Genomic DNA, 22,641 nt, shown 5'->3' with positions numbered 1-22,641 from the left:
CGCTCATTCGTTGCGCAGTGCCTGCATCGGATCGACGCGCGCGGCGCGCAGCGCCGGCAGCGCGGTGGCGCCGAGGCCGGCGAGCAGCAGCGCGCACAGCGTCGCCGACAGCGCCAGCGGATCGGTCGCGTCGACGCCGAACAGGAAGCCCTGCAGCAGGCGCCCGGCGACGATCGCGACGGCCAGGCCGATGGCGAGACCGATGCCGACGTCGCGCAAGCCGGCGCCGAGCACGCCGCGCAGCAGCCGCGACGGCGCGGCGCCGAGCGCGGCGCGCACGCCGAACTCGCGCTGGCGCGCGGCGACCGCGACGGCGGTCACCGAGTACAGACCGATGCCGGCGAGCAGCAGGGCGAGCGTGGCGAACAGGCTGGTCAGCGCGGCGTTGGCGCGTTGCACGGCGGTGGCGTCGGCGACGTCGCGCTCCAGCAGGCGCAGGCCGGCCACGCCTTGGCGCGCGTCGATCTCGCGCAGCGCCGCGCGCATGCGCTCGGCGTAGGCGGCCGGTTCGCCGTCGACGCGCACGGCCACGTTCAGCGGCACGAACTGGCGCACCAGGCCGAAGAAGCCGTCGGGAACCTGCGCCAGCGGCGCGTAGTAGGTCGGCGGCGCGTCTTCCTGCGGGCCGAACTTGTGCACGTCGCCGACGACGCCGACGATGCGCATCGTCGGCATCGGCATGTCCTCGCCGTCTTCCACTTTGATCGACTTTCCGAGCGCATCGCCGCCGAGGTACTGCCGCGCGAACGCCGCGTTGACGATGGCGACGGGCTCGGCGCCGGCGCGGTCGGCCTCGACGAAGTCGCGACCGGCGACCAGCGGGATGCCGAAGGTGGCGAACGAGCCGGCACTGACCGCGCCGTACTGCGGCGCTTCCGGCGCCGGGCTGCCGTCGGGCAGGCGAGCGGAGACATTGAACTGGGAGCCGATCGGCAGGCCCGTCGTCAATGCGATGTCGCGCACGCCCGGCTCCGCGCGCAGCCGCTCGAGCAGACGCTCGGCCAGGCGCTGCACGGCGGCGGTGTCCGGATACAGCGCGGGCGCGGGATTCAGGCGGAAGGTGAGCACGCCGCGCGCGTCGAAGCCGAGGTCGACGCGCGAGAGCTTCCACAGCGAATGGGCCAGCAGGGCCGAGGTGGCGAGCAGCAGGGTCGCCAGGCTGGCCTGGGCGACCACCAGCGCGCGGCTGAAGCGCTGCGAACCGGCACTCGGGCCGGAGCGCGTGCCGGCGGCGAGTTCGCGCGCCGCGCCGGCGCCACGCCCGCGCCAGACGCCGAACGCGGCGGCGATCAGGGCGACCGCGATCGCCGCCGCGAACGCGAAGGCGACGGCGCTGGCGCCGATCAGGCTGGTTCGAGCGCCGATCCAGTCCGGCGGCAGCCACGCGCGCGCGAGGTGCAGCGCGGCGGCGGCGAGGGCGAGGCCGCCGAGCGCACCGGAGAAACCGATCGCCAGGCCTTCGCCGAGGGCCGGCAGCGCGAGTTGTCCGGCGGAGGCACCGAGCGCCGAGCGCACCGCGCCGTCGCGTCCGCGCGCGAGCGCGCGCAGCAGCATCAGGTTGGACAGATTCACCGCGACCAGCAGCAGCACGCAGGCGGCGCAGGCGACGAACAGCAGCAATACCGGCCGTGCCGTCGCGCTCAGGTCCTGCGCCAGCGGCGTCGCCGAGAACCGCGGCCGCCACGACGCGTGGGCGAAACCGAGTTCCGCGGCGCGCGACTGCAGGCGCGCGTCGATCGCCGCGCCGGCCGCCGCCACGGTCGCGCCGGTGCCGAGGCGCGCGATCACCACCAGATTGGTGGCGCGATCCTGGCTCGACGCCGGCAGCGCCAGCGGCAGCAGGACGTCCGGCGTGCCTTGCAGGCGGAACGCCGGCGGCAGCACGCCGACGATCGGCGTCGCCACGCCGTCGATCAGCACGCTGCGGCCGATCACGTTCGCATCGGCGGCGAAATGGCGCTGCCAGAACGCGTGGCCGAGGATCGCCGCGCGCGCGCCGTTCGGGCGATCCTCTTCGGCGGAGAAATTGCGTCCGAGCGCCGGCGCGACGCCGAGCGTCGGCAGCAGGCCCGCGTCCACCGGCCATGCGGTGACCAGTTCCGGATCGCCGCTGCCGGCGACGTTGACGTCCTTCGGCGCGAACACCGCGCCGAAGCGTTCGATGCCGTCGACGGCGTCGAGCTGCTGATACTGCTGCGGCGAGATCGACGACCATGGATGCCCGTCGCCCTTGCCGACCACGGCGATCCGCTCCGCCTGTGGATACGGCGGCGGCGCCAGCAGCACCGCGTCGATCAGCGCGAACACCGCCGTGCCGGCACCGATGCCGAGCGCGAGCGTCGCGCCGGCGAGCAGCGCGAATCCCGGTCGGCGCAACAGGCTGCGCGCGCTGCGGCGGAGTTCATCGAACCAGTTCGTCATCGGTGCTTCTCCGCGTCAAATGAGAAGTGCGGCCATTGGATGGCCGACGTTGGTCCTTCCGCAGCCATCGCCGGGCGAACTCGCCATGGCCCGCCCGAGTCGCGGCGATCGAGGACGATCGCACGAGTCACGCCAGCGCCTCGCGCGGAGCGACCGCGCACGCGCGCCGCGCCGGCATCAGGCAGGCGAGCAGGATCGTCGCGAACAGCAGCGCACTGACGCCGAGCAGGGTCAGCGGATCGTGTGTCGGCACGCCGTAGAGCAGGCCGCGCAGCAGCTGCGTGCCGGCCAGCGACAGCACCAGACCGAGCGCGATGCCGAGACCACCGGTGCGCAGGCCGCTGCCGAGCACCAGCTGCGCGATGCTGCGCCGGCTCGCGCCGAGCGCCTGGCGCAGCGCGAACTCGTTCTCGCGGCGGCCGACGACGAAGGCCATCAGGCCGTACAGGCCGCTGCTCGCCAGCATCAGCGCGACCAGCGAGAAACTGCCGAGCAGGACCAGGTTGAAGCGCCGTTGCTGGGTCGCCTGCACGCGCAGCTCCGCCAGCGGCCGCAGCGAATGCGGCAGGTCCGCCGCGTCGCGGTCGAGCAGGGTGCGCAGCGGCGCCAGCATCGCGCCGAGCGGCACGCTGGTGCGCACCACCAGGTCGAAGTCGCCGAGCGCCTTCGGGCGCTGTTCGAAGTTCACGTAGACCGCGCCCGTCGGCGCGCGCTCGAGGCGGCTCTCGCGCACGTCGCCGACCACGCCGATCACGGTCAGCGGACGCACGTCGCCGTCCATGTTGCCGTACTGGATGCGCTGGCCGATCGGATCGCGGTCCGGCCAGGTCTGGCGCGCGACCGCCTCGCTGATCACCGCGACGTGCTCGCCGTCGGCGCGATCGCGGCTGTCGAAGCTGCGGCCGCGCAGCAGACGGATGCCGGCGGCGCCGAAGTAGTCGGCGGTGGCGATGCGGAATTCGGCGTAGCCGAGCTGCGGCGGCATGGCGCCGTTGATCTCGGTCACGCCGGCGTCCCAGAACGCGCCGTTGGCGCCGTCCTGGGTCAGCGGCAGCGCGTTGACGCCGCCGACCGTGCTGACCCCGGACAGATGCGTGATTTCTTCCATGATCGTGGTGATGCGGCGGACCGCGGCGGCGTCCTGCGCCGCGTCGCGCGTACCGGGGAAGGACAGCCGTACGTCGACGGCGCCGTCGAGGTCGAAGCCCGGATTCACCGCCAGCAGACCGAGGAAGCTGCGCGTGAGCAGGCCGGCGCCGACCAGCAGCGCGGTGGTCAGCGCGGTCTGCGCGACGAGCAGTCCGCTGCGCGTCCACAGATGCTGGCGACCGTCGGTCTGGCCGCGACCGGATTCGCGCAGCCGCTGCGCCAGCGCCGAACCGCCGCCGGTCTGCGTGAAGCTCAGCACCAACGCGATCAGCAGCGCGCCGCCCGCCGCGGCCGCCAGCGTGCCCGGCGAAAGGCCGATCTCCGCCGCGCGCGGCAGCGTGCTGCCGGCGAGCTGCACCAGCACGCGGATCGCCGCGAACGCCAGCAGCAGGCCGATCACGGTGGCGGCGGCGGACAGCAGCAGGCTTTCCAGGAACGCCTGCCGGCGCAGGCGCCAGCGGCTCGCGCCGAGCGCGCTGCGCACGGCGAACTCGCGGCCGCGCGCGGCGGCCAGCGCGAGCAGCAGGTTGAACGCGTTGCTGACCGCGATCAGCAGCAGGATCAGCGAACCGCCGGCGAGCACCAGCAGGGGCGTGCGCACCGGCGCCGCGATCGCCTGTGCCAGCGGCACGACGTCGAACGCGACGGCGTTGGTCTGGTCGCCGTACTGCTGCTTCAGCCGCGTCGCCAGCGTGTTCGCCGCGGTGCGCGCCTCGCCCAGCGCATCGGCCGAGCGCAGCAGGCCGACCGCCTTCCAGTTGTGCGCGGTGCGCGAAGGACCGAAGTCGGTCTGCGTGTACGGCGTCCACACCGCCGCGTCTTCGGGGAAGCCGAAGCCGGCCGGCATCACGCCGATCACGCTGTACGGTTCGCCGGCGACGTCGAGGCGCGCGCCGAGCGCGTCGTCGCGTCCGCCGAACAGGCTCTGCCACAGCGCGTGGCTGATCACCGCGACGCGCTCGCGCTCGCCGGCGGCGTAGACGCGGCCGAGCTGCGGCTGCGCGCCGAACGTCTTGAAGAACCCGTCGCCGCTGGATACGACGGTGGCGCGCATCGCTTCGCTGTCCTTGCCGATGGTGTCCGGCCAGGCGCCGTAGAACGAGGTCGCCTCGAAGGCGGACACGTTGGCGACGAGGTCGTCGTAGTTGGGCTTGGCGAAGTTCATCGCGTGGCCGTCGTCGGCCAGTTCCTTCATTTCGACGATGCGCCCGGCATTCGGGTACGGCAGCGCGCGCAGCAGCAGGGTGTCGACGACGGCGAGGATCGCCAGCGCCGCGGCGAGTCCGCAGGCCAGGGTCAAGGTCGCGAAGCTCATCGTGCCGGCGTGTGCGCGCAGGCTGCGCAGGGCGAAGCGGACATCTTGCAGGGAAATCATCGGCGGCCTTCCGCGGAACGAACGGGAAATGGGAAGCGGATCGCGACGCCGCCGCAGCAGGCGTCGTTCGCGCGGATGTGCGGGACGTTCACCGCTGCGCGGTGGGCGGCCAGCCGTCCGCGGCGCGGCGTGGTGCGCGCGCAATGGATGCCCACGCGGGCGGGCACGACGTCGGCGAAGTCAGCCATCGCGCAGCGCCTCCATCGGCGGCACGCGTGCGGCGCGCAGCGCCGGCAGCAGGGCGGCCAGCGCGGCGGCGGCGCCCATCGCGCCGAGACCGAGCGCGAGCGCCGACGGCAGGTCGACGTCGCCGACCGCGCGCAGCGGGCCGAGCAGGCGCGCCCCGGCCGCGGCGAGGCCGAGGCCGGCGGCGATGCCGGCGGCGCTGACGAGGAGGCTGTCGCGCAGGATCGTCCGCGCCAGCCGCGCCGGCGTCGCGCCGATGGCCAGACGCAGGCCGAACTCGCCGACGCGGCGGCGCTGCTGCAGCGAGGCGACCGCGTAGACGCCGAGCACCGCCAGCAGCAGGGCGGCGAACGCGAACGCGCCGACGACGCGCGCGAAGAAGCGCGCCGGCCGCAGCTCGGCGGCGAGGCGCTCGTCGAGCGCGAACTGGCGCGTGATGCTCTGGCGCGCGTCGACGCTCCACAGCGCCGCGGCCATCGCCGCGTCGACGCCTTGCAGCCCCGGCGTCGAGCGCAGCAGGAACGTCATCGCCACGCGCGGCGCCTGCGCGAACGGCACCATCACTTCCGGCGCGGGCGCGGCGCGCAGGCCGTCGTTGCGGATGTCCTCGACGATGCCGACGATGCGGCAGGTCGCGCGGCCGCTGCGCGCCAGCGGCAGGTCGATGGTGCGGCCGAGCGGCGAAGCCTCGCCGAACAGGCGGCGCGCCAGCGTGCGATTGACGATCGCCACCGGCTCGCTGCCGACGCGGTCGTCGGCGCCGAAGTCGCGCCCGGCGAGCAGCGGCACGCCGAGCAGGGTGCGATAGCCCGGCGAGACGCGGCGCACGGCGGCCTGCACCGGCGCGTCGTCAGCGCCGCCGCTGGTGCGCACGTCGGCGCTGGCGCCGCCGATCTGCACCAGCGGCGCGACCGTCGTCAGCGCGACGCCGTCGGCGCCCGGCAGCGCGGCGAGGCGTTGCAGTACCTCGTCGGAGAAGCGCGTCCATTCCGGCGGGCCGCCGGTGCCGCTGTCGGTGCCGAGGCTCTCGCGGAACAAGGTCAGCGCGTGCACGCCGTCGGCGCGGAAACCCGGCTCCACGCGTTGCAGCCGCCACAGACCGAGGCCGACGCCGAGCGCGGCGACCAAGCTGGCCGTCGACAGCGCCATCGCCGCCGCGGGCAGCAGGCGCTGCGTGCGCGCGCCGCCGATCACGCCCTTGCCGCCGCCGCGCACCGCCTCGGCCGGCGCGGCGGGCAGGCGCAGACTGCCGCCGAGCACCGCGCACAGCGGTGCGGTGAGCGCGAGCACGGCGGCGACGGCGAACACGCGCCAATCCATGACGATGCCGTCCACGCGCGGCACGCTGCCTTCGGCGAGGCCGCGCAGCAGCGCGATGCCGACGTGGGCGAGCGCGACGCCGAGCGCGAGCGCGATCGCGCCGAGCAAGGTCAGTTCCAGCAGCAGCTGGCCGCGCAGGCGTTCACGGCTGGCGCCGATCGCCTGCATCACGGCCAGTTCGCGCCGGCGCGCGGCCTGGCGCGCGTCGAGCAGGATCGCGACGTTGGCGCAGGCGATCAGCAGCACCATGCAGGCCAGCGCGAACGCGCCCCACAGCGCGCCGCGCGCACCGCCGACGAGCAGATCCAGCTGGCTGTACGCGTGCAGCCGCCAACCCGATGCGTCGTCGAGACCGTGCGCCGCGCGCAGCGTCGCCAGTTGCGCGGCGAGCGCCGCGTTCGCCTGCGCCAGCGAGGTGCCGGCTTGCAACCGGCCGATCACCTGCAGGATGCGCAGGTCCAGCCGGCGTGCGCCGTCCTGCGGCAGTTCGTTCGGCAGCAGCGCCGTCCACACGCCGGCGTCGCCGGTGATCGCGTCGATCGCGGGCGGCATCACGCCGACGACCTCGAGCGGCGCGTGGCCGATGGTGTCGAGGCGGCGTCCGATCACGCCCGCGTCGCCGCCGAATGCGCGCTGCCATTCCTCGTGCGAGAGCACCGCCAGCGGCAGGCCGGCGCGGATGTCCTCGTCGGTCGGCACGCGGCCGAGCAGCGGCTGCACGCCGAGCGCGGCGAAGAAGCCGGGGCTGACGAATTGCGCCGGGATCTCGCGCGCGTGGCCGGCGTCGAGCACGCTGACGCCGGTCCATTGGAAATAGCCGAGCGCCTCGAAGCCGGCCGTAGCGCGTGCGAGCTGCTCGGCTTCGGCGACGGTGAGCTGTGCCCGCGCGACCTGCTGCGCCGGATTGTCGGCGACCACCGCGACCAGCCGCTCGCCGTCCGGCACCGGCAGCCCGCGCAGCAGCACGCCGTCGACGGTGCAGACCATTGCCACGGTCAGTCCGATGCCGAGCGCGAGCATCGCGATCGCGGCGGCCGGGAACGCCGGCGCGCGCGAGAGACGACGCAAGACCGAGCCGACGGCCGTGAGGACGCTCATCGTGCCGGCTCCGCGCAGCAGGCGCCGTGGTGGTCATTCATTGCGCAGGGCCTCCATCGGCGGTACGCGCGTCGCGTGGACGGTGGGAATCGCGCAGGCGGCCAGCGCCGCGGCGATCAGGAACAGGGCCGAGCCGGCCAGCACGACGGGATCGGCCACGCCGACGCCGTAGAGCTGCGAGGCGATCAGGCGGCCGAGCGCGAGCGCGCCGAGCAGTCCGAGCGCGATGCCGGGCACGATCATGCGCAAGCCGTCGCTGAAGACCAGCCGGCGGATGTCGCCGCCCGCGGCGCCGAGCGCCTGGCGCACGCCGATCTCGCGGCGACGGCTACCGACCGAGAACGCGATCACGCCGTACAGGCCGATCGCCGCGAGCAGCAGCGCGACGGCCGCGAACGCGCTCATCAGGATCATGTTGAACTCGCGCAGGCGCTTGGTCGCGCCGGTCACCTCGTCCATCGTGCGGATCGAGTACAGCGGCACGTCGGGCGCGATCTCGCGCATCGCGCGGCGCAGCGGTTCGGTGTAGCCCAGAGCGTCGCCCTCGACCTGGATCGCCAGCACCAGATCGCCGACGGCCGACTTGCTCACCGGAAAATAGACTTCCGTGTTCGGCGGCTGGTCGAGCCCGGCCTGGCGCACGTTGCCGACCACGCCGACGATGCGTTTGGGCTGGTCGCCGAAGATCGTGATGGTCTGGCTGAGCGGATCGGAGCCGGCCAGGTAGCGGTCGGCGAACGCCTGGTTGACCAGAACCTCGGTCGGATACAGCGAATGGGCGCCGTCGGTCGCGGTGAACGCGCGGCCGGCTTCGACCGGGATGCCGAAGGTGCGGAAATAGTCCGCGCTGACGAAACGGTATTCGGCCAGCGCCTTGTCGTCGAGCGTGCGTCCCGGGATCGTGAAGCGGCTGTTCCAGCCCCAGTCGCCGGATGCCGGCAGGCGGTTCGCCAGCGCGACGGCGGTGACGCCGGGCAGCGCACGCAGACGCTGCTCGATCGCCTCCAGCCGCGGCGTCAGCTGGCCGATCGCGCGCGCGGCCCATTCGTCCGCGACGTCGCCCGGCTGCTGCGCCGGCAGCGACACCGAGAACGACGCGGTCAGCACCTGCGGCGAACCGACGCCCGATTCCACCTTGCCGAGCTGGTGCAGGCTGCCGATCAGCAGCGACGCGCCGGCGAGCAAGGTCAGCGCCAGCGCGATCTCCGCCGCGACCAGCGCGGAACGCGCGCGAACCTGCGCGCGCGAGCCGGTCTGGCTGCGCGAGGCGCCGCGTAGCGCGTGCAACGGATCGGATTGCGCGGCGCGCCACGCCGGCAGCAGGCCGAACAGCAGCAAGGTCGCCAGTGCGACCGCGGCGGTGGTCGCGATCACGCGCAGGTCGATCGCCGGTGCGGCGTAGGCCGGCAGCAGGTCGGGGGCGAGAGCCGTCAGCGCGACGATCGCCGGCCGGGCGAGGGCCAGGCCGCTCGCCGCGCCGGCGAGCGCGATCAGCAGCGATTCGGCCAGCACCTGGCGCACGAGCCGCGTCTGGCCGGCGCCGAGCGCGCTGCGCAGGGCGAGTTCGTGCTCGCGCGCCTGGCCGCGCGCGAGCATCAGGTTGGCCAGGTTCACGCAGGCGATCAGCAGCACGAGCGCCGCGGCGATCAGCAGCATCTGCAGCGGGCGGCGCACGTCGCCGCTGAGCAGGTCCTTCAGCGGCGTGACGCCGGCACTCATGCCGGCGTGCTCGTCCGGATAGGTGCGCGCCTGCCAGTCCGAGATGCCCTGCATCACGGCCTTCGCCTGCGCCAGCGAGACGCCGTCGCGCAGGCGTGCGACCGGGCGCAGATAGTTCATGCCGCGCGTTCGGGTGGTGTTGCCGGGCAGGAAGGTCGGGATCCACACCTGGGCGTCGGCCGGGTAGCGGAACGTCGGGGCCGCGACGCCGATGACGCGGAACGATTCGCCGTTGAGCGCGATGTCGCGGCCGATCACCGAGGCGTCGCCGCCGAACTGGGTCCGCCACAGCGCGTCGCCGAGCACGACGACGCGCTCGTTCTGCCGCTCCTCCGCCTCGCCGAAGGAGCGACCGAGCGCGAAGGGCTGGCCGAAGACGTTCCAGAAGCCGGGGGTGACCTTGTAGACCGTCAGCCGCTGCGCCTCGCCGGCGCTGGTCAGGTTGCGCGTCTCGACCACGAACGCGCCGATCGCGTCGAACGCATCGCCGCTGCGGTCGCGCCATTCCTCGAACGCCTGGGCCGAGATCGTGCTCAGGCTCGCCGGCGGCTGCTCGCGCGTGACGCGCACGATCCGGTCGGCATGGGCGAACGGCAGCGGCTTCAGCAGCACGGCGTCGTACACCGTGAAGATCGCGGCGACGGCGCCGATGCCGAGCGTCAACGTCAGCACGGCGGTGAGGAAGAACGTCGGCCGCATGAGCAGGGCGCGGGCGGCGTGCCGGAGGTCGCGGGCAAGTGCGCTCACGGGCGGCGGCTCCCGGCCGGGAAGGCGTCGGCAGCCGCGGCGCGAAGCAGGGGCGAGTCAGTCATTGCGCAGCGCGTCCATCGGCGCGACGCGCAATGCGCGCCACGAAGGAATCAGGCAGGCGGCGAGCGCGACCAGGCCGAGCATCGCCACCACGCCGGCGAGGACGCGCGGATCGGCGCTGCCGACGCCGAACAGCTGGCTGCCGATCAGTTGGCCGATCGCCAGCGCGCCGGCGAAACCGGCGAGGATGCCGGGCACGACCATGCGCAGGCCGCTCTTCAGCATCATCGCGTGGATGTGCGCGCGGGTCGCGCCGAAGGACTGGCGTACGCCGATCTCGCGGCGGCGCTGTGCGGCGATCCAGGCGATCACGCCGTACAGGCCGATCGCGGCGAGCGCGAGCGCGCAGGCCGCGAACGCGCTCATCAGCGTCATGTTGAAGCGGCGCAGGCGCGAGGTCTCGCCGGTGACTTCGTCCATCGTTCGGATGGCGTACAGCGGCACGTCGGGGAAGCTCTCCTGCACCGCGCGGCGCAGTGTCGGCGCCAAGGCGAGTGCGTCGCCGTCGGTCTTCAGCGCCAGCGCGAGATTGCCGACCGGAACGGTGCGCACGGGCATCCAGACCTCGGCGTCGGGCCCCTGGTCGAGGCCGAACTGGCGCACGTCGCCGACCACGCCGACGATGGTCTTGGGCGAGTCGTCGAATACCGTCACCTGGCGGCCGAGCGCGTCGCCGCCGCCGAGATAGCGATCGACGAAGGTCTGGCTGACCAGCACTTCGGTCGGGAACAGCGCGCGCGCGCCGTCGCTCTCGTCGAACATGCGGCCAGCCTTCAGCGGGATGCCGAAGGTGCTGAAATAGGCGGGGCTGCCGAAGCGGAACTCGGCGATCGCGTCCTTCGGCACCTCCTGGCCGGCGATCTCGAAGCCGCCGTTCCAGCCGCCCTGGCCGGACGCCGGCAGGGCGTTGGTGATCGCGATCGAAGTCACGCCCGGCAGCGTGCGCAGGCGTGCCTGCAGCGCGTCCAGGCGCGGCTCGAGCACCGCCTTGACGCGCGTGTACCAGGCCTTGAAGTCCTCGCCGGGCTGCATCGCCGGTATCGCCAGCGAGAATTTCGCGGTGAGCACGCGCTCGGGATCGCGCAGGCCGGAGTCGACCTTCGACAACTGGCGCAGGCTGTCGATCAGCAGGCCGGCGCCGGACAGCAGGGTCATCGCCAGCGCGATTTCCGCCGCCACGAGCACCCCGCGCGCACGCGCCTGGGTCTGGTTGCCGACCTGTCCGCGCGCTCCGCTGCGCAGGGCCAGCGCGGGATCCGCGCGTCCGGCGCGCCACGCCGGCGCGAGACCGAACAGGATCAGCGTCGCCAAGGCGACCAGCGTGGTGGCGGACACGACGCGCAGGTCGATCGCCGGCGCGTTGTAGGCCGGCAGCAGGTCGGGCGCGAGGCGCAGCAGGGCGCGGACCGCACCGTAGGCGAACAGCAAGGCGGCGAGCGCGCCCGCGCCGGCGAGCAGGAAGGCCTCGGCGAGCACGTTGCGCATCAGCTGGGCGTGGCTGGCGCCGAGCGCGCTGCGCACGGCCAGTTCCTGCTCGCGGACCTGGCCGCGCGTGAGCATCAGGCTGGCGAGATTGGCGCAGGCGATCAGCAGCACCAGCAGCGCCGCGCCGAGCAGCACCGACAGCGAGCCGCGCAATCCGCGCCCGACCAGTTCGTCGAGGCGCTCGACTTGCGCGACCAGCGGGGCGCTGCCGTCGGGGAAGGTTTCCGCTTCCCAGTCGGTGATGCCGCGCATGACCTCGCGCGCCTGCTCCAGGGTGACGCCGGGCGCGAGCCGCGCGATCGGGGCGAGCGAATTGGAGCCGCGGCTGGCGTTGTTCGCGGGCAGGAAGGTCGGCGTCCACAGCTGCGCGTCGGACGGATAGCGGAACGCGGCGGCGGCGACGCCGATCACGCGCCAGGACTCGCCGTTGAGCTGGATGTCGCGGCCGACTACCGCCGGGTCGGCGCCGAAGCGCACGCGCCACAGCGCGTCGCCGAGCACGACGACGCGTTCGTTGGCGTTTTCCTCGGCGTCGCCGAAGCTGCGGCCGAGCGCCACCGGCTGGCCGAACACGTTCCAGAATCCCGGCGTGACCGTGTAGCCGGTCAGGCGTTCGGCGTTGCCGGCGCCGGTCAGGTTCACCGTCTGCGGCACGAAGGCGCCGATCGCCTCGAAGGCCGCACCGCTGCGTTCGGCCCATTCACGGAACACGGGCGGCGACACGGGGGAGTTCTTCACCGGCGCCTGCGTGCGCATCACGCGCACCAGACGCGCGGGATCGGTGAACGGCAGCGGCTTCAGCAGCACCGCGTCGTAGACGGTGAAGATCGCCGCGACCGCGCCGATGCCGAGCATCAGCGTCAGCACGGCGGTCGAGACGAAGCCGGGTTTGCCGCGCAGCGTGCGCAAGGCCAGGCGCAGGTCGGAAAGGAACGAAGTCATGAGCGGTGGCGTCCTCGGGTCGGACCTTGTGTCGTGGTCATCGCAGCGCCGAGACCGGATCGGTCGCGGCCGCGCGCAGCGCGGGCACCAGCGAGGCGAGCAGGGCGACGCCGAGCACAATGGCGGCGTTCAGCGCGAACACGCCCGGATCGAGTGCGCTGACCCCGAACAGCAGGCTCTGCAGCAGGCGCGCGCCGAGCAGGGCCAGGCCCAGGCCCAGACCGATTCCGAACACGCCGATGCGCAGGCCTTCGCCGACGATCAGGCGCACCACGCCGCTGCGGCGGCTGCCGACGGCGACGCGGATGGCGATTTCCCGCGTGCGTTGCGCGACCGAATAGGCGATCACGCCGTAGATGCCGAGCGCGGCGAGCAGCAGCGCGAAAGAGGAGAAGCCGCCGAGCATCGAGGTGGTCAGCCGGCGCGGCGCGACCGTGCGGTCGACGACCTCCTCGAGCGTGACGTAATCCTCGCTGGCCAGCTGCGGATCGAAATCGTGCAGCGCGGCGCGCACGGCCGGCACCAGCGACGCGTGCGGCTGGCTGCTGCGCACCACCAGTTCCAGCGAACCCCAGTCTTCGTTCTGGCGCAGGTCGAAATACATTTCCGGATACGCGGCCTCCTCGATGCCGCGCGGGATGTCGCCGACGACGCCGACCACGACACCGTAGTCGGTGCCGGCCTCGGTGCCGTCCATCACCTTCTGCCCGAGCGGATCACGATCCGGCCACAGCGTGCGGGCCATCGTCCGGTTGACCACGACGGCACGCGCGGCGGTGGCGGAATCGCGGTCGTCGAGATAGCGGCCGGCGAGCAGCGGAACCCGCATCGCCTGCAGGTAGCGGTGATCGACCAGGCGCGGCGAAGCGGTCGGATACCGGTGACGGGAATAGACCTCGCCTTCGGCACCCGCGCTCCAGGTGCGGTTGCGGCCGAGCGGCAAGGAGTCGCCGAGGCCGGCGGTCTCCACGCCGGGCAGCGCGCGGACGCGCTCGGCCAGGCGCTCGTAGTAGCTCGCGCGTTCCTCGGGCGTGCCGAACTCACGCGTGGCGTCGAGCCGCCACGCCACCGCCTGCTGCGGTTCGAAGCCGAGCTTGACGTTCATGACCTCGGCGAAGCTGCGCAGCAACAGGCCCGCGCCGATCAGCAACACGCACGTCAGCGCGATCTGCGCCACCACCAGCGTGCGGCGCACGCGCGCCGCCTGCTTGCCCGAATTGCCGCTGCTGCCGACTTCGCCGAGCGTGCTCTTCACGTCGCTGTGCCACAGTTGAAGCGCAGGCAGCGCGCCGCACAGCGCACCGGAGGCGCAGGCGACGAAGAAGGCGAACAGCAGCGCGGTGGAATCGATGTCCGCCGACCGCAGCAGCGGGATGTCGAAGGCCTGCAGGTCGACCAGGCCCGAGGTCGCGAACGCGGCGAGCGCGACGCCGAGCAGGCCGCCGCCGAGGGCCAGCACGAAGCTCTCCGCCAGCGCCAGCCGCACGACGTGCAGCCGGTTCGCGCCGAGCGCGACGCGCACCGCGGTTTCCTTGCGTCGCGACTGCGCCCGCGTCAGCAGCAGGTTGGACAGGTTCAGGCAGGCGATCAGCAGCACGCAGACCACGGCGCCGAACAGGATCAGGAAAGCCGTGCGGAACGGCCCGCGCACGTGCTGCTCGAGTCCGCTGACGGCGGCGCCGAAACTTCCGCGCTCGGGGTGCTCCGCTTGCACGCGACGGTTGATCGTGTCGAGCTCGGTCTGCGCCGCCGCCGTCGTGACGCCGGGCGCGAGACGCCCAATCACGAACAGCGTGTTGTTCCACTTCGCGGTTTCCTCGGTCAGCGGCATCGGCGTCAGTAGGTCCACGCCGGCGCCCGGCGCGAACACCGAATCGAAGTCGAACGACGCCGGCAGCACGCCGACCACCTGCACCGGCCGGTTGTTGATGGTGACCGTGCGGCCGATGACGGCGGGGTCCGCGGCGAACTGCTGCTGCCAGAAGCGGTGGCCGAGGATCGCGCTCGGCGCGTCGAGGGAAGCCGCTTCCTCGGCGACGAAGTTGCGCCCCAGCGCGGTACGCACGCCGAGCACGTCGAGCAGGTTCTGGGTGACCTGGACGGCGCGTATGCGCTGCGGCCCGGTCGCGCCGAGCAGGGTGTACTGGTTGGAGCCGAAGAACGCGTTGTAGGCGGCGAGCTGCTCGAACGAGCGGCTCTGCCGGCGCCAGTCGAGCAGGTTGTCGACCATCGACGTGCGCCCGGACATGCCGCCTTCGGGGTAGGCGTTCTCGATCCAGGCCAGGCGCTGCGGTTCGTGCAGCGGCAGCGGCTTCAGCAACACCGCGTTGACGATGCCGAACATCGCCGCGCAGGCGCCGATGCCGAGCGCGAGCGTCAGCAGCGCGACGACGGTGAAGCCGGGCGTCTTCAGCAGTTGGCGGATGGCGATGCGGAAATCGTTCATGGCAGGTCCGTCATTCGTAACGCAGGGCTTCGACCGGCTGGATGCGCGCGGCACGGCGCGCGGGCAGCCACGAGGCGACGAGGGCGGTGGCGGCGAGCACGCTCGCGGCGCCGACGAAGGCGGCGAAGGTGCCCAGATCGAGGCCGAACAGGAGTTCGGACACGAGCAGGGCGCCGCCGCCGGCGAGGATTCCGCCGGCGGCCAGGCCGAGCGCCGACAGTCGCGCGCCGCGCCGCAGGATCTCGCTCAGGATCCGCCGCGGGCTCGCGCCGAGCGCGAGGCGCACGCCGATCTCCCGCGTGCGTCGGGCGACCTGGATCGAGATCAGGCCGTACAGACCGACGGCGGCGAGCAGCAGGCCGACCAGACCGAGCGCGCCGGAGACGAAGCCGGCGATCTTCTGCGGCAGCAGGGACAGGCCGAGTATCTCGTCGAACGAGCGGACCGACGGCGCCGGTATGCCGGGATCGAGCGCGCGCCAGGTCTCGCGCAGGCTCTGCGCGGCCGTTGCGATCGGCAGCGTGCCGCGCGCGAGCAGGGAGGTGCGCGCGTGCGGCCATTGCGCGAGCGGCAGGAACAGGAACGGCTGCTCGACTTCGGTCAGCGAGGAGTACTTGCCGTTCGGCACGACGCCGATCACGGTCAAGCGCTTGGGCGTTTCACCGGGATCGCCGAAGGCGAACGTGCGCCCGAGCACGTCGCCGCCCGGTGCCAGGCGGCGCGCCAGCGCGCCGTTGACGATGCACACGGGCGCCGCCTCGGCACGGTCGCGCGCGTCGAAGTCGCGGCCTTGCAGGTCGGCGCGCAGCGTGGCGAAGAAGCCCGGTGAGACGAGGTTGGCGAATGGCGTGACCCGTTCGCCGCCGAGGTCGAAGTCGCCGAACATCATGCGATCGAGATTGAGCGGCACTTCCGCCGCGAGCGCGGCGTGTTCGATGCCGGGAACCGCGCGCGCCCGTTCGAGCAGTTCGTCCTGCAGGGCGAGCTGGCGCGGCGTGGCGTAGCCGCTCGGCTCGAGGTCGAAATCGGCGGCGACCACGTTGCGCGCGTCGAAGCCCAGGTCGATCGTCGCAGCGCGCTGGAGCGCGTGCAGGAACAGGGCGCCGCCGGCGAGCAGCACCATCGTCAGCGCGATCTGCGTGACGACCAGCGTCGCGCCGAGGCGCGAGCGGCCGCCGGTCGCGCGCGTGGAAGCGGCCAGCGCCTCGTTCGCCGCCGGTGCCGTCGCCGAGACGCGCAATGCCGGCAGCAGGCCCATCGCGAGCGTGCAGACCAAGGCGCAACCGAGCGCGAAGGCGAAGGCCGCGGCGTCGATCGGGATGTCGATCGAGACCGGTACCGGCGTCGGCAGGTCGACGCGTGCGAGCAGACGGCAGGCCGCCACGCCGAGGGCGAGTCCGACGGCTGCCGCGGCCAGCGCCAGCAGCAGGTTCTCGCCGACCAGTCCGGCGGCGATGCGTCGCCGCGTCGCTCCGAGCACGTAGCGCAGCGCGATCTCGCCGCGCCTGGCCTCGCCGCGGGCGAGCAGCATCGAGGCGACGTTGACGCAGGCGAGCAGGAGCAGCATGCCGGTGAGCGCGAACAACAGCGCGGAGAAGGCGATCAGGCCGCCGCGCAGGAATCCGGGAACGCCGCGCAGCGCAGTCGCCTCGATCGCGATCCGGCCGCGGCGGTCGGCGCGCGGATAGCTCGCTTCGAGTTCGTTCGCGGCGATGCCGAGCCGCTCCGCGGCGACCGCCGCCGTCGCTCCGGGAGCGAGGCGGGCGACGAGCGCGAGCCAGCTCGTCGTGCGCTGGTCCAGCCGCTGCGCGGCGGCGGGCTGCAGCAACGGCAGCTGGTGCAGCGGCGCGTAGAACATCGGAGCGAGCACCGTCAGCGTGCCGCGGAACTCCGGCGCGCTCACGCCGACGAGGGTGAAGCTCTGGCCGTTGATCGAAACGGGCTTGCCGATCACGCTCTCGTCGCCGTCGAAGAACTTCCGCCACGCGGCGAAGCTGGCGACGACGACCGGCGCGGCGCCGTTCCTGTCGTCGTCCGCTGCGATCAGGCGGCCGCGGTGCGCCGCGATGCCGAGGGTGGCGAAGTAGTTGCCGCTGACGACGACGCCCATGGCGCGCTGCGGTTCGCCGCCGCGGGTGAGGTTCATCGCCTCGTAGCGGTAGGCGACGAGATCGGCGACGTCGTGCGTGCGCGCGGCGAGATCGGCGTAGTCCGGCGCCGAAAACGTGTCGTAGCCGCCGTTGTCCGAGCGGCCGGTGATCTCGATCAGGCGGTCCGCGTCGCGCAGTCCCGACACCGGGCTCAGCAGCAGGGAATGGACGGCGCTGAACAAGGTGACCGCCACCGCGATGCCGATCGCCAGCGTCGAGATCGTGAACAGGCTGAAGCCCGGCTGGCGCAGCAGGCCCCGCAGAACTTGACGCAGATGGGCGGCCGACGGCATGGCGGCTATTCCTGGACGGCGACGGCGGGCTGCGCGGCGGCGCGCGCGGGACGGATCAGGCGCTGGTCCTCCTCGTGGCGCAGCCGGTGCATGGTTTCCTCGTCGACGATGCGGCCGTCGAACATGAAGATCTTGCGGTCGGCGAAATCGGCGTAGCGCGGATCGTGGGTGACCATGCAGATCGTCGAGCCGGCCTTGTGCAGCTCGTCGAGCAGGTTCATCACCGCCTCGCCGTTCTTCGAGTCGAGGTTGCCGGTCGGTTCGTCGGCGAGCAGGATCGACGGCTGTCCGACCAGCGCGCGTGCGACGGCGACGCGCTGCTGCTGACCGCCGGACAGCTGCGCCGGGTAGTGCTTCACGCGATGCGCCATGCCGACGCGTTCGAGCGCGTGGACCGCGCGATCGCGGCGCTCGGCCTTGGAGACGCCGTCGCGATAAGTCAGCGGCAGCTCGACGTTCTCGAACACGGTCAGGTCGCCGATCAGGTTGAAGGCCTGGAACACGAAGCCGATCTCCTGGTTGCGGATCGCCGCGCGCTCGCTGGCGCCGATGTCGGCGACCTCGCGGCCGTTCAGCCGGTAGGCGCCGCCGCTCGGCGTGTCGAGCAGGCCGAGGATCGCCAGCAGGGTCGACTTGCCGCAGCCGGACGGCCCGGTGATCGAGACGTACTCGCCCTTGACGATGTCGAAGTGCACCTCGGCGAGCGCGTGCGTCTCGACTTCGTCGGTCAGGAAGACTTTCTTGATCGCGTCGAGATGGATGAGGGTGTTGGAAGTCATGAGGCGGTCGCCGAGTGGGTGAAAGGGGATGTTCTTCGTCATTCCCACGGCAGCGGGAATCCGTCGCGCACTTCAGATGCGAAGTCGAAGCAAATGGATTCACGCGTTCGCGAAATGGCGAGGCGGGCGGAAGTCGTGTCGGGTCGCATGCGTGTCGTCCGTCTCGATCGCGGTTACTTCAGGCGGATGCGGTCGTACTGGTCGTAGGCGCTGGTATCGGACAGCACCACGCGATCGCCGGCGGCGAGGCCTTGCTGCACCTCGACCTGGTTGACCGAACTCTTGCCGAGCCGCACCGGCACGCGCGCGGCGACGCCGTCGGCCGGATCGACGCGGAACAGGCGCACTTCCGAATCGGGCTGGCCGAACGCGGGGCGGCCGACGTAGAGCACGTCGGGCAGGCGTTCGATCTCGATGGTGCCGTCGACCGACAGGTCCGGACGCGCGCCGGGCGGCAGCTTGCCGGTCAGTTCGACGTCGACCTGCACGCTGCCGTTCTGCACCGCCGGATCGACGCGCAGCACCTTGCCTTCGACGATGCCGTTGCGCGTGTCGACGCGCACCGGCTGGTCGAGCGTGATGTCCTTCGCCTGCGTCTCGGCAATGCGCAGCTCGGCCATCAGCTCGCCGGGCCGCGCCACGCGCGCGAGGTTGGTGCCGGCGGCGACCTGCTGGCCTTCCTCGAGCGGCACCCGCTGCAGCACGCCGGCGATGCCGGCGCGCACGTGCAGCGCGTCGACCTGGCGCTGGCGCAGCTCGCGAGTGCCGGTCAGCTGGTCGAGGCGCGCCTGTTCGGCGGCGAGCTGGGCGGCGATGTTGCGGCCGAACTCGGCGACGCGCTGCTGTTCGATCGTCATGCGCGTCTTCAGCTGCTCGAGCGTGACCAGGCTCTTCTTGTACTGCACGGCCGGGATCACGCCTTTCTCGGCGACGGTCTTCTCGGCCTCGGCCTGCATGCGCGCGGTCTCGTAGTCGCTGGTGGCGGCGGCGAGGGCGGATTGCTCGTCGAGCAGCTTGGACTTGAGATCGGTGCGCTTGGCGGCGAGATCGGATTCGGCCGCGGTCACGGCCGTCTTGGCGACGAGCAGCTGGTCCTGCAGTTCCGGGTTGCTGAGTTCGAGGATGATGGTGTCCGGCTGCACCGCGGCGCCGGGCTTGACCACGATGCGTTCGACGCGGGCGGCGGTCTCGGAGGCGATCCAGCGGATCTCCTTCGGCACCAGGGTGCCGGGGCCGCGCACTTCGCGCAGCAGTTCGCCGCGCTTGACGGTGTCGACCAGGACGCTGCTGCGATCGACCGACGGCAGCGCGGGCCCGAGACGGGCCAGGCCGATGCCGGCGGCGACGAGCAGGCCGGCGGCGACGGCGGCGAGGGTGAGTTGACGGCGGCGTTTGCGCTGTTTGAGTTCGGGGCGGGCGATGTCCATGATCTCTCGATAGCACGTACCGTGCCAGCGCGAGAATGCTCGCCAACTCGTTGTTTTCTATTGCGAAGATTTCGGCGTTCGGATGCCGTCCGCGGCGGGCGTCCGGAATCGGACAGCACCGCCGATCGGCGGCGAACACTGCGGGCACGGCCGTGTCCGCGGATGTGCGCAGCAGGCAGGGTCGGCGGCGACGTGGTCCCGCCGGAGAGCAGCGTGCCGGATCGAGCGGGAGCGTCCGCCGATCGCCGTGCGGCGCGCGCGGTGCTCCGGGCGCGCCTGGAAAGTGTTCCGGCCGGCGCGAGCAGCGCCGGCCGGAATCGCGTGGACGATCAGCGCGCCGGGGCGCCCGCCGGCATCACGCGGAGATTGTCGACGATCACGCGCGGGGCCGACGGCTGGCCGTCGAAGGTCGCGTAGAAGCGCAGCGAGTCGAACGTCGCGCCGGCGACGGAGAAGGTGCGCGTCGTGAGGTCGTCGCGACCGCCGAGGTCGCTGAGGGTGACCGAGTCCGAAGCGACCAGCTCCTCGCCGCGGTAGGCATCCAGGTGCAGCTCGATGCCGCCCCATGGACCATTCTCGTAGAACATCGCTTCGAAGCTGGCCGCGCTGGCGGGGGCGTCGAGGTCCATCGTCGCGCGCACGAGCGGGCTGAGGGAGATGTTCGGCCCCGGGATGAGGGCGCGGCCGAAGCCCAGCACGTTCGGCGAGCTGCCGAACGACGTGAAGTCCTTGAACAGCAGCTTGGCGTCGTCGATGAGGACGTTGTCGCCCACGTACTCCGCGTCGAAGGTGGAGCCGTCCGGGAACACGCCGCCGAGGTTGTTGATCTCGCGATAGGTCACGCCGTTGTGGTGAAAGACGGTGCCCTTGAAGCCTTCTTCGAGGTCGTCGTAGTTCGTCAGCGCCTCGGTCGGCGCGCCCTCGAAGCCGTTCGCGAAGATCGTGTCGTCGATCGCGCCGCCGTCGCCGAGCCGGACCGCGGCGAGGTCGACCAGGCCCGACGAGAGGGAGCGCTTGACCGAGCCGGCGAGAATCGGCCGGCCGTCCTGCAGCGCGACCGCGGTCAGGTTGCTGTAGATGCCTTCCGGCGCGAGGTCGAACTGGACCTGACCCTGCTCGCCGAACTCCGCATCCGGCTGGCCGTCTGCGGACGTGCGCAGCGCGATGAAGTCCTGCTTGCCGGGGCCGGCGTAGGTGATGCCGACCAGCAGCTTGCCGTCGCCCAGGCGCACGATGCCGGCCGGGTAGCGGTTCCACGCCGCAGGAGCGACCACCAGCGGCTGGTAGCCGGGCGTCTGTTCGTCGCCGAAGGTGGCGTCGGTGGCACCGTCGGCGTCGACGCGCAGCAGCAGCGGGTACACGCCGGTGGCGGCGTCCTCGCGGTGGCCGGCCAGCACGAACTTGCCGTCCGGGGTCGGCAGGATGTAGTCGACGCCATTGACCAGCGAGGCGTCGTCGGGCATGCGGAACCGGCGCCAGCCGTCGCCGGCGAACGTGGCGTCGAGGCGCCCGTCCGCGTCGAGCCGCGCCAGCGAGAAGTCGGTGCCGAGCCCTTCGCCCTGCGATTCGAAGGCGCCGCCGACAAGGATGCGATCGCCCTCGACGACCGTGACCGAGGACAGGTAGCTCGATCCCTGCGCGGCCGATCCGGCCAGCCGCACGATGCCGTTAGCGTCGTCGCCGAAGGTGGTGTCGAAGGCGCCGTCGCCGGTCAGGCGCACGACGATGGCTTCGGACAGGCCGGCCGAGGGGCGGTCGCCGACGAGCAGGATGCGGCCCTGGCTGTCGACGGCGCTGGCGTGCAGGCGCGTGCGCGCCATCGACACGGGCGTGAAGCCCTTGGCGGGTTCTCCTTGCGCGGTGAGCTTGAGCGCGAAGCCGGTCAGCGGAGCGAAGGCGTCGGCACTGCCGGCGACGAAGATCGAGCCGTCGGCGAGACGCAGCAGCGTTTCGACCTGCTGCTGCTGCGTGCCGGGCGCCATGTCGGGCAGCACGACCAGCCCCGGATTGTTCGGGTCGCTGCCGAAGCCGGTGTCGACCGAGCCGTCGGCGTTCATGCGCGCGAGCAGGCCGCGCATGTGCGGATCGGGGTTGCCTTCGATCAGCCTGTTGCGCGAGCCGCCGAACAGCAGCTTGCCGTCGGGCAGGACGATCACGGCGCTGGTGCGCAGTTCGTGGCCTTCGACGCCGTCGATCGACAGGTAGGCGAAGCCCTGCGTGCCGAAATCGGGATCGGGTACGTCGTCGGCGGCGAAGCAGGAAGACGTGAGCGAGATCGCGCCGGCGATCACGGCGGCGAGGATGCGGTTGTTGGGCACAGGGGATCTCTCGAATGGAGGGCGGAAGCGGAGCGCGTCACGGTCGACCGGCCCGCTTCCCGACTATCGGAAGACGGGTGCGCGCCTGCATGACGCGGCCGTCACGGCCGCATCAGGTTTTCCTCAGGTCCAGGCCAAGTGCGCGATCGGCAGGGAAAATTCAGGTTTCCGGCGCTCGCGTCAGTTCCGCCGGAACGACGCGTTCGCCGGCCAGTGCGCGCGCCTTTTCCAGGGCGGGTGGCCAGGCGGCCGGGTTGCGCAGGGCATGGAAGATGCGCAGATGCAGCAACGCGGCGTCGTAGTCGCGGTCGCGCCAGGCGGTGATGCCTTCGACGACGACGCTGGCGCGCGGGAAGTCCCGCTGCCGCGTCAGCCAGCCCACGTAGGAGCGGCTCACCTGCATCAGGTCGGCGGGAATGCGCTCGCCTTCGGCCTGGTCGAGCGCCTGTTCGAACGCGACGCGCGTCGCGGCGGTCGCGGCGTCGTCGTCGGCACTGCGTTCGGCGAGCGCCAGCGACACGTGCAGGCGTGCCGTCGGCGTACCGTCGCGCTGCGCCCAGGTGCGCATCGCGGCGAGCGCGTCGTCGGCGTCCTTCGGCCTGCCGAGGATGCGCAGCGCGCGGATCCGCACCAGCCTGGTCAATGCGCCGCGCCGGGCGTCGAGCGCCGCCGCCGGCCCGGCCAGCGCCGCGGCGGCCTCGCGCTCGGCCAGCGCGGCGTCGC

Annotated in this window: 12 protein-coding genes; all 12 read right to left on the bottom strand. The window is 72.4% G+C overall.

Annotated elements, in window-relative coordinates:
• Positions 1-3: 3 nt before the first annotated feature.
• Positions 4-2,421 carry an ADOP family duplicated permease gene (locus tag J7520_RS13455; RefSeq protein WP_291189124.1) on the bottom strand — a complete coding sequence of 806 codons (2,418 nt, stop codon included), beginning with the start codon at positions 2,419-2,421 and terminating at the stop codon, positions 4-6.
• Between the two features lie 127 nt (positions 2,422-2,548).
• Positions 2,549-4,945, bottom strand: a complete 2,397-nt coding sequence (locus J7520_RS13450; protein WP_291189122.1) for an ADOP family duplicated permease — start codon at positions 4,943-4,945, stop codon at positions 2,549-2,551.
• Positions 4,942-5,133 carry a hypothetical protein gene (locus J7520_RS13445; RefSeq protein WP_291189120.1) on the bottom strand — a complete coding sequence of 64 codons (192 nt, stop codon included), beginning with the start codon at positions 5,131-5,133 and terminating at the stop codon, positions 4,942-4,944. Before J7520_RS13445 ends, J7520_RS13450 begins: the two co-directional genes overlap by 4 nt.
• Positions 5,126-7,549: an ABC transporter permease gene (locus J7520_RS13440; protein WP_291189119.1), complete on the bottom strand. Its 2,424-nt coding sequence runs from the start codon at positions 7,547-7,549 to the stop codon at positions 5,126-5,128. Before J7520_RS13440 ends, J7520_RS13445 begins: the two co-directional genes overlap by 8 nt.
• Before the next feature lie 33 nt (positions 7,550-7,582).
• On the bottom strand, positions 7,583-10,015 hold the full coding sequence (locus tag J7520_RS13435) for an ADOP family duplicated permease (protein WP_291189117.1): 2,433 nt from the start codon (positions 10,013-10,015) through the stop codon (positions 7,583-7,585).
• 57 nt (positions 10,016-10,072) lie between these two features.
• Complete coding sequence (locus J7520_RS13430; RefSeq protein ID WP_291189115.1) at positions 10,073-12,505, bottom strand: ABC transporter permease; 2,433 nt, start codon at positions 12,503-12,505, stop codon at positions 10,073-10,075.
• 37 nt (positions 12,506-12,542) lie between these two features.
• A complete protein-coding gene (locus J7520_RS13425) occupies positions 12,543-14,951 on the bottom strand; it encodes an ABC transporter permease (protein WP_291189113.1) in 2,409 nt (802 codons plus the stop codon).
• Positions 14,952-14,961: 10 nt separating this feature from the next.
• Positions 14,962-17,394 (bottom strand): ADOP family duplicated permease, encoded by a 2,433-nt coding sequence (locus J7520_RS13420; protein ID WP_291189111.1) that lies wholly within the window; start codon positions 17,392-17,394, stop codon positions 14,962-14,964.
• A 5-nt stretch (positions 17,395-17,399) separates the two neighbouring features.
• The gene (locus tag J7520_RS13415; RefSeq protein ID WP_291189109.1) at positions 17,400-18,173 is read right to left on the bottom strand and encodes an ABC transporter ATP-binding protein; all 774 of its coding nucleotides are present in this window, start codon (positions 18,171-18,173) and stop codon (positions 17,400-17,402) included.
• A 173-nt stretch (positions 18,174-18,346) separates the two neighbouring features.
• Positions 18,347-19,600, bottom strand: a complete 1,254-nt coding sequence (locus J7520_RS13410) for an HlyD family efflux transporter periplasmic adaptor subunit (protein WP_291189107.1) — start codon at positions 19,598-19,600, stop codon at positions 18,347-18,349.
• Between the two features lie 329 nt (positions 19,601-19,929).
• The gene (locus J7520_RS13405) at positions 19,930-21,918 is read right to left on the bottom strand and encodes a hypothetical protein (protein ID WP_291189105.1); all 1,989 of its coding nucleotides are present in this window, start codon (positions 21,916-21,918) and stop codon (positions 19,930-19,932) included.
• Positions 21,919-22,078: 160 nt separating this feature from the next.
• Positions 22,079-22,641, bottom strand: a 563-nt coding sequence (locus J7520_RS13400; protein ID WP_291189103.1) for a hypothetical protein, incomplete at its 5' end; no start/stop codon positions are given.

Source organism: Dokdonella sp. (assembly GCF_017744955.1).
GTDB lineage: Bacteria > Pseudomonadota > Gammaproteobacteria > Xanthomonadales > Rhodanobacteraceae > Dokdonella_A.
This window is presented reverse-complemented; position numbering and strand designations above follow the sequence as displayed.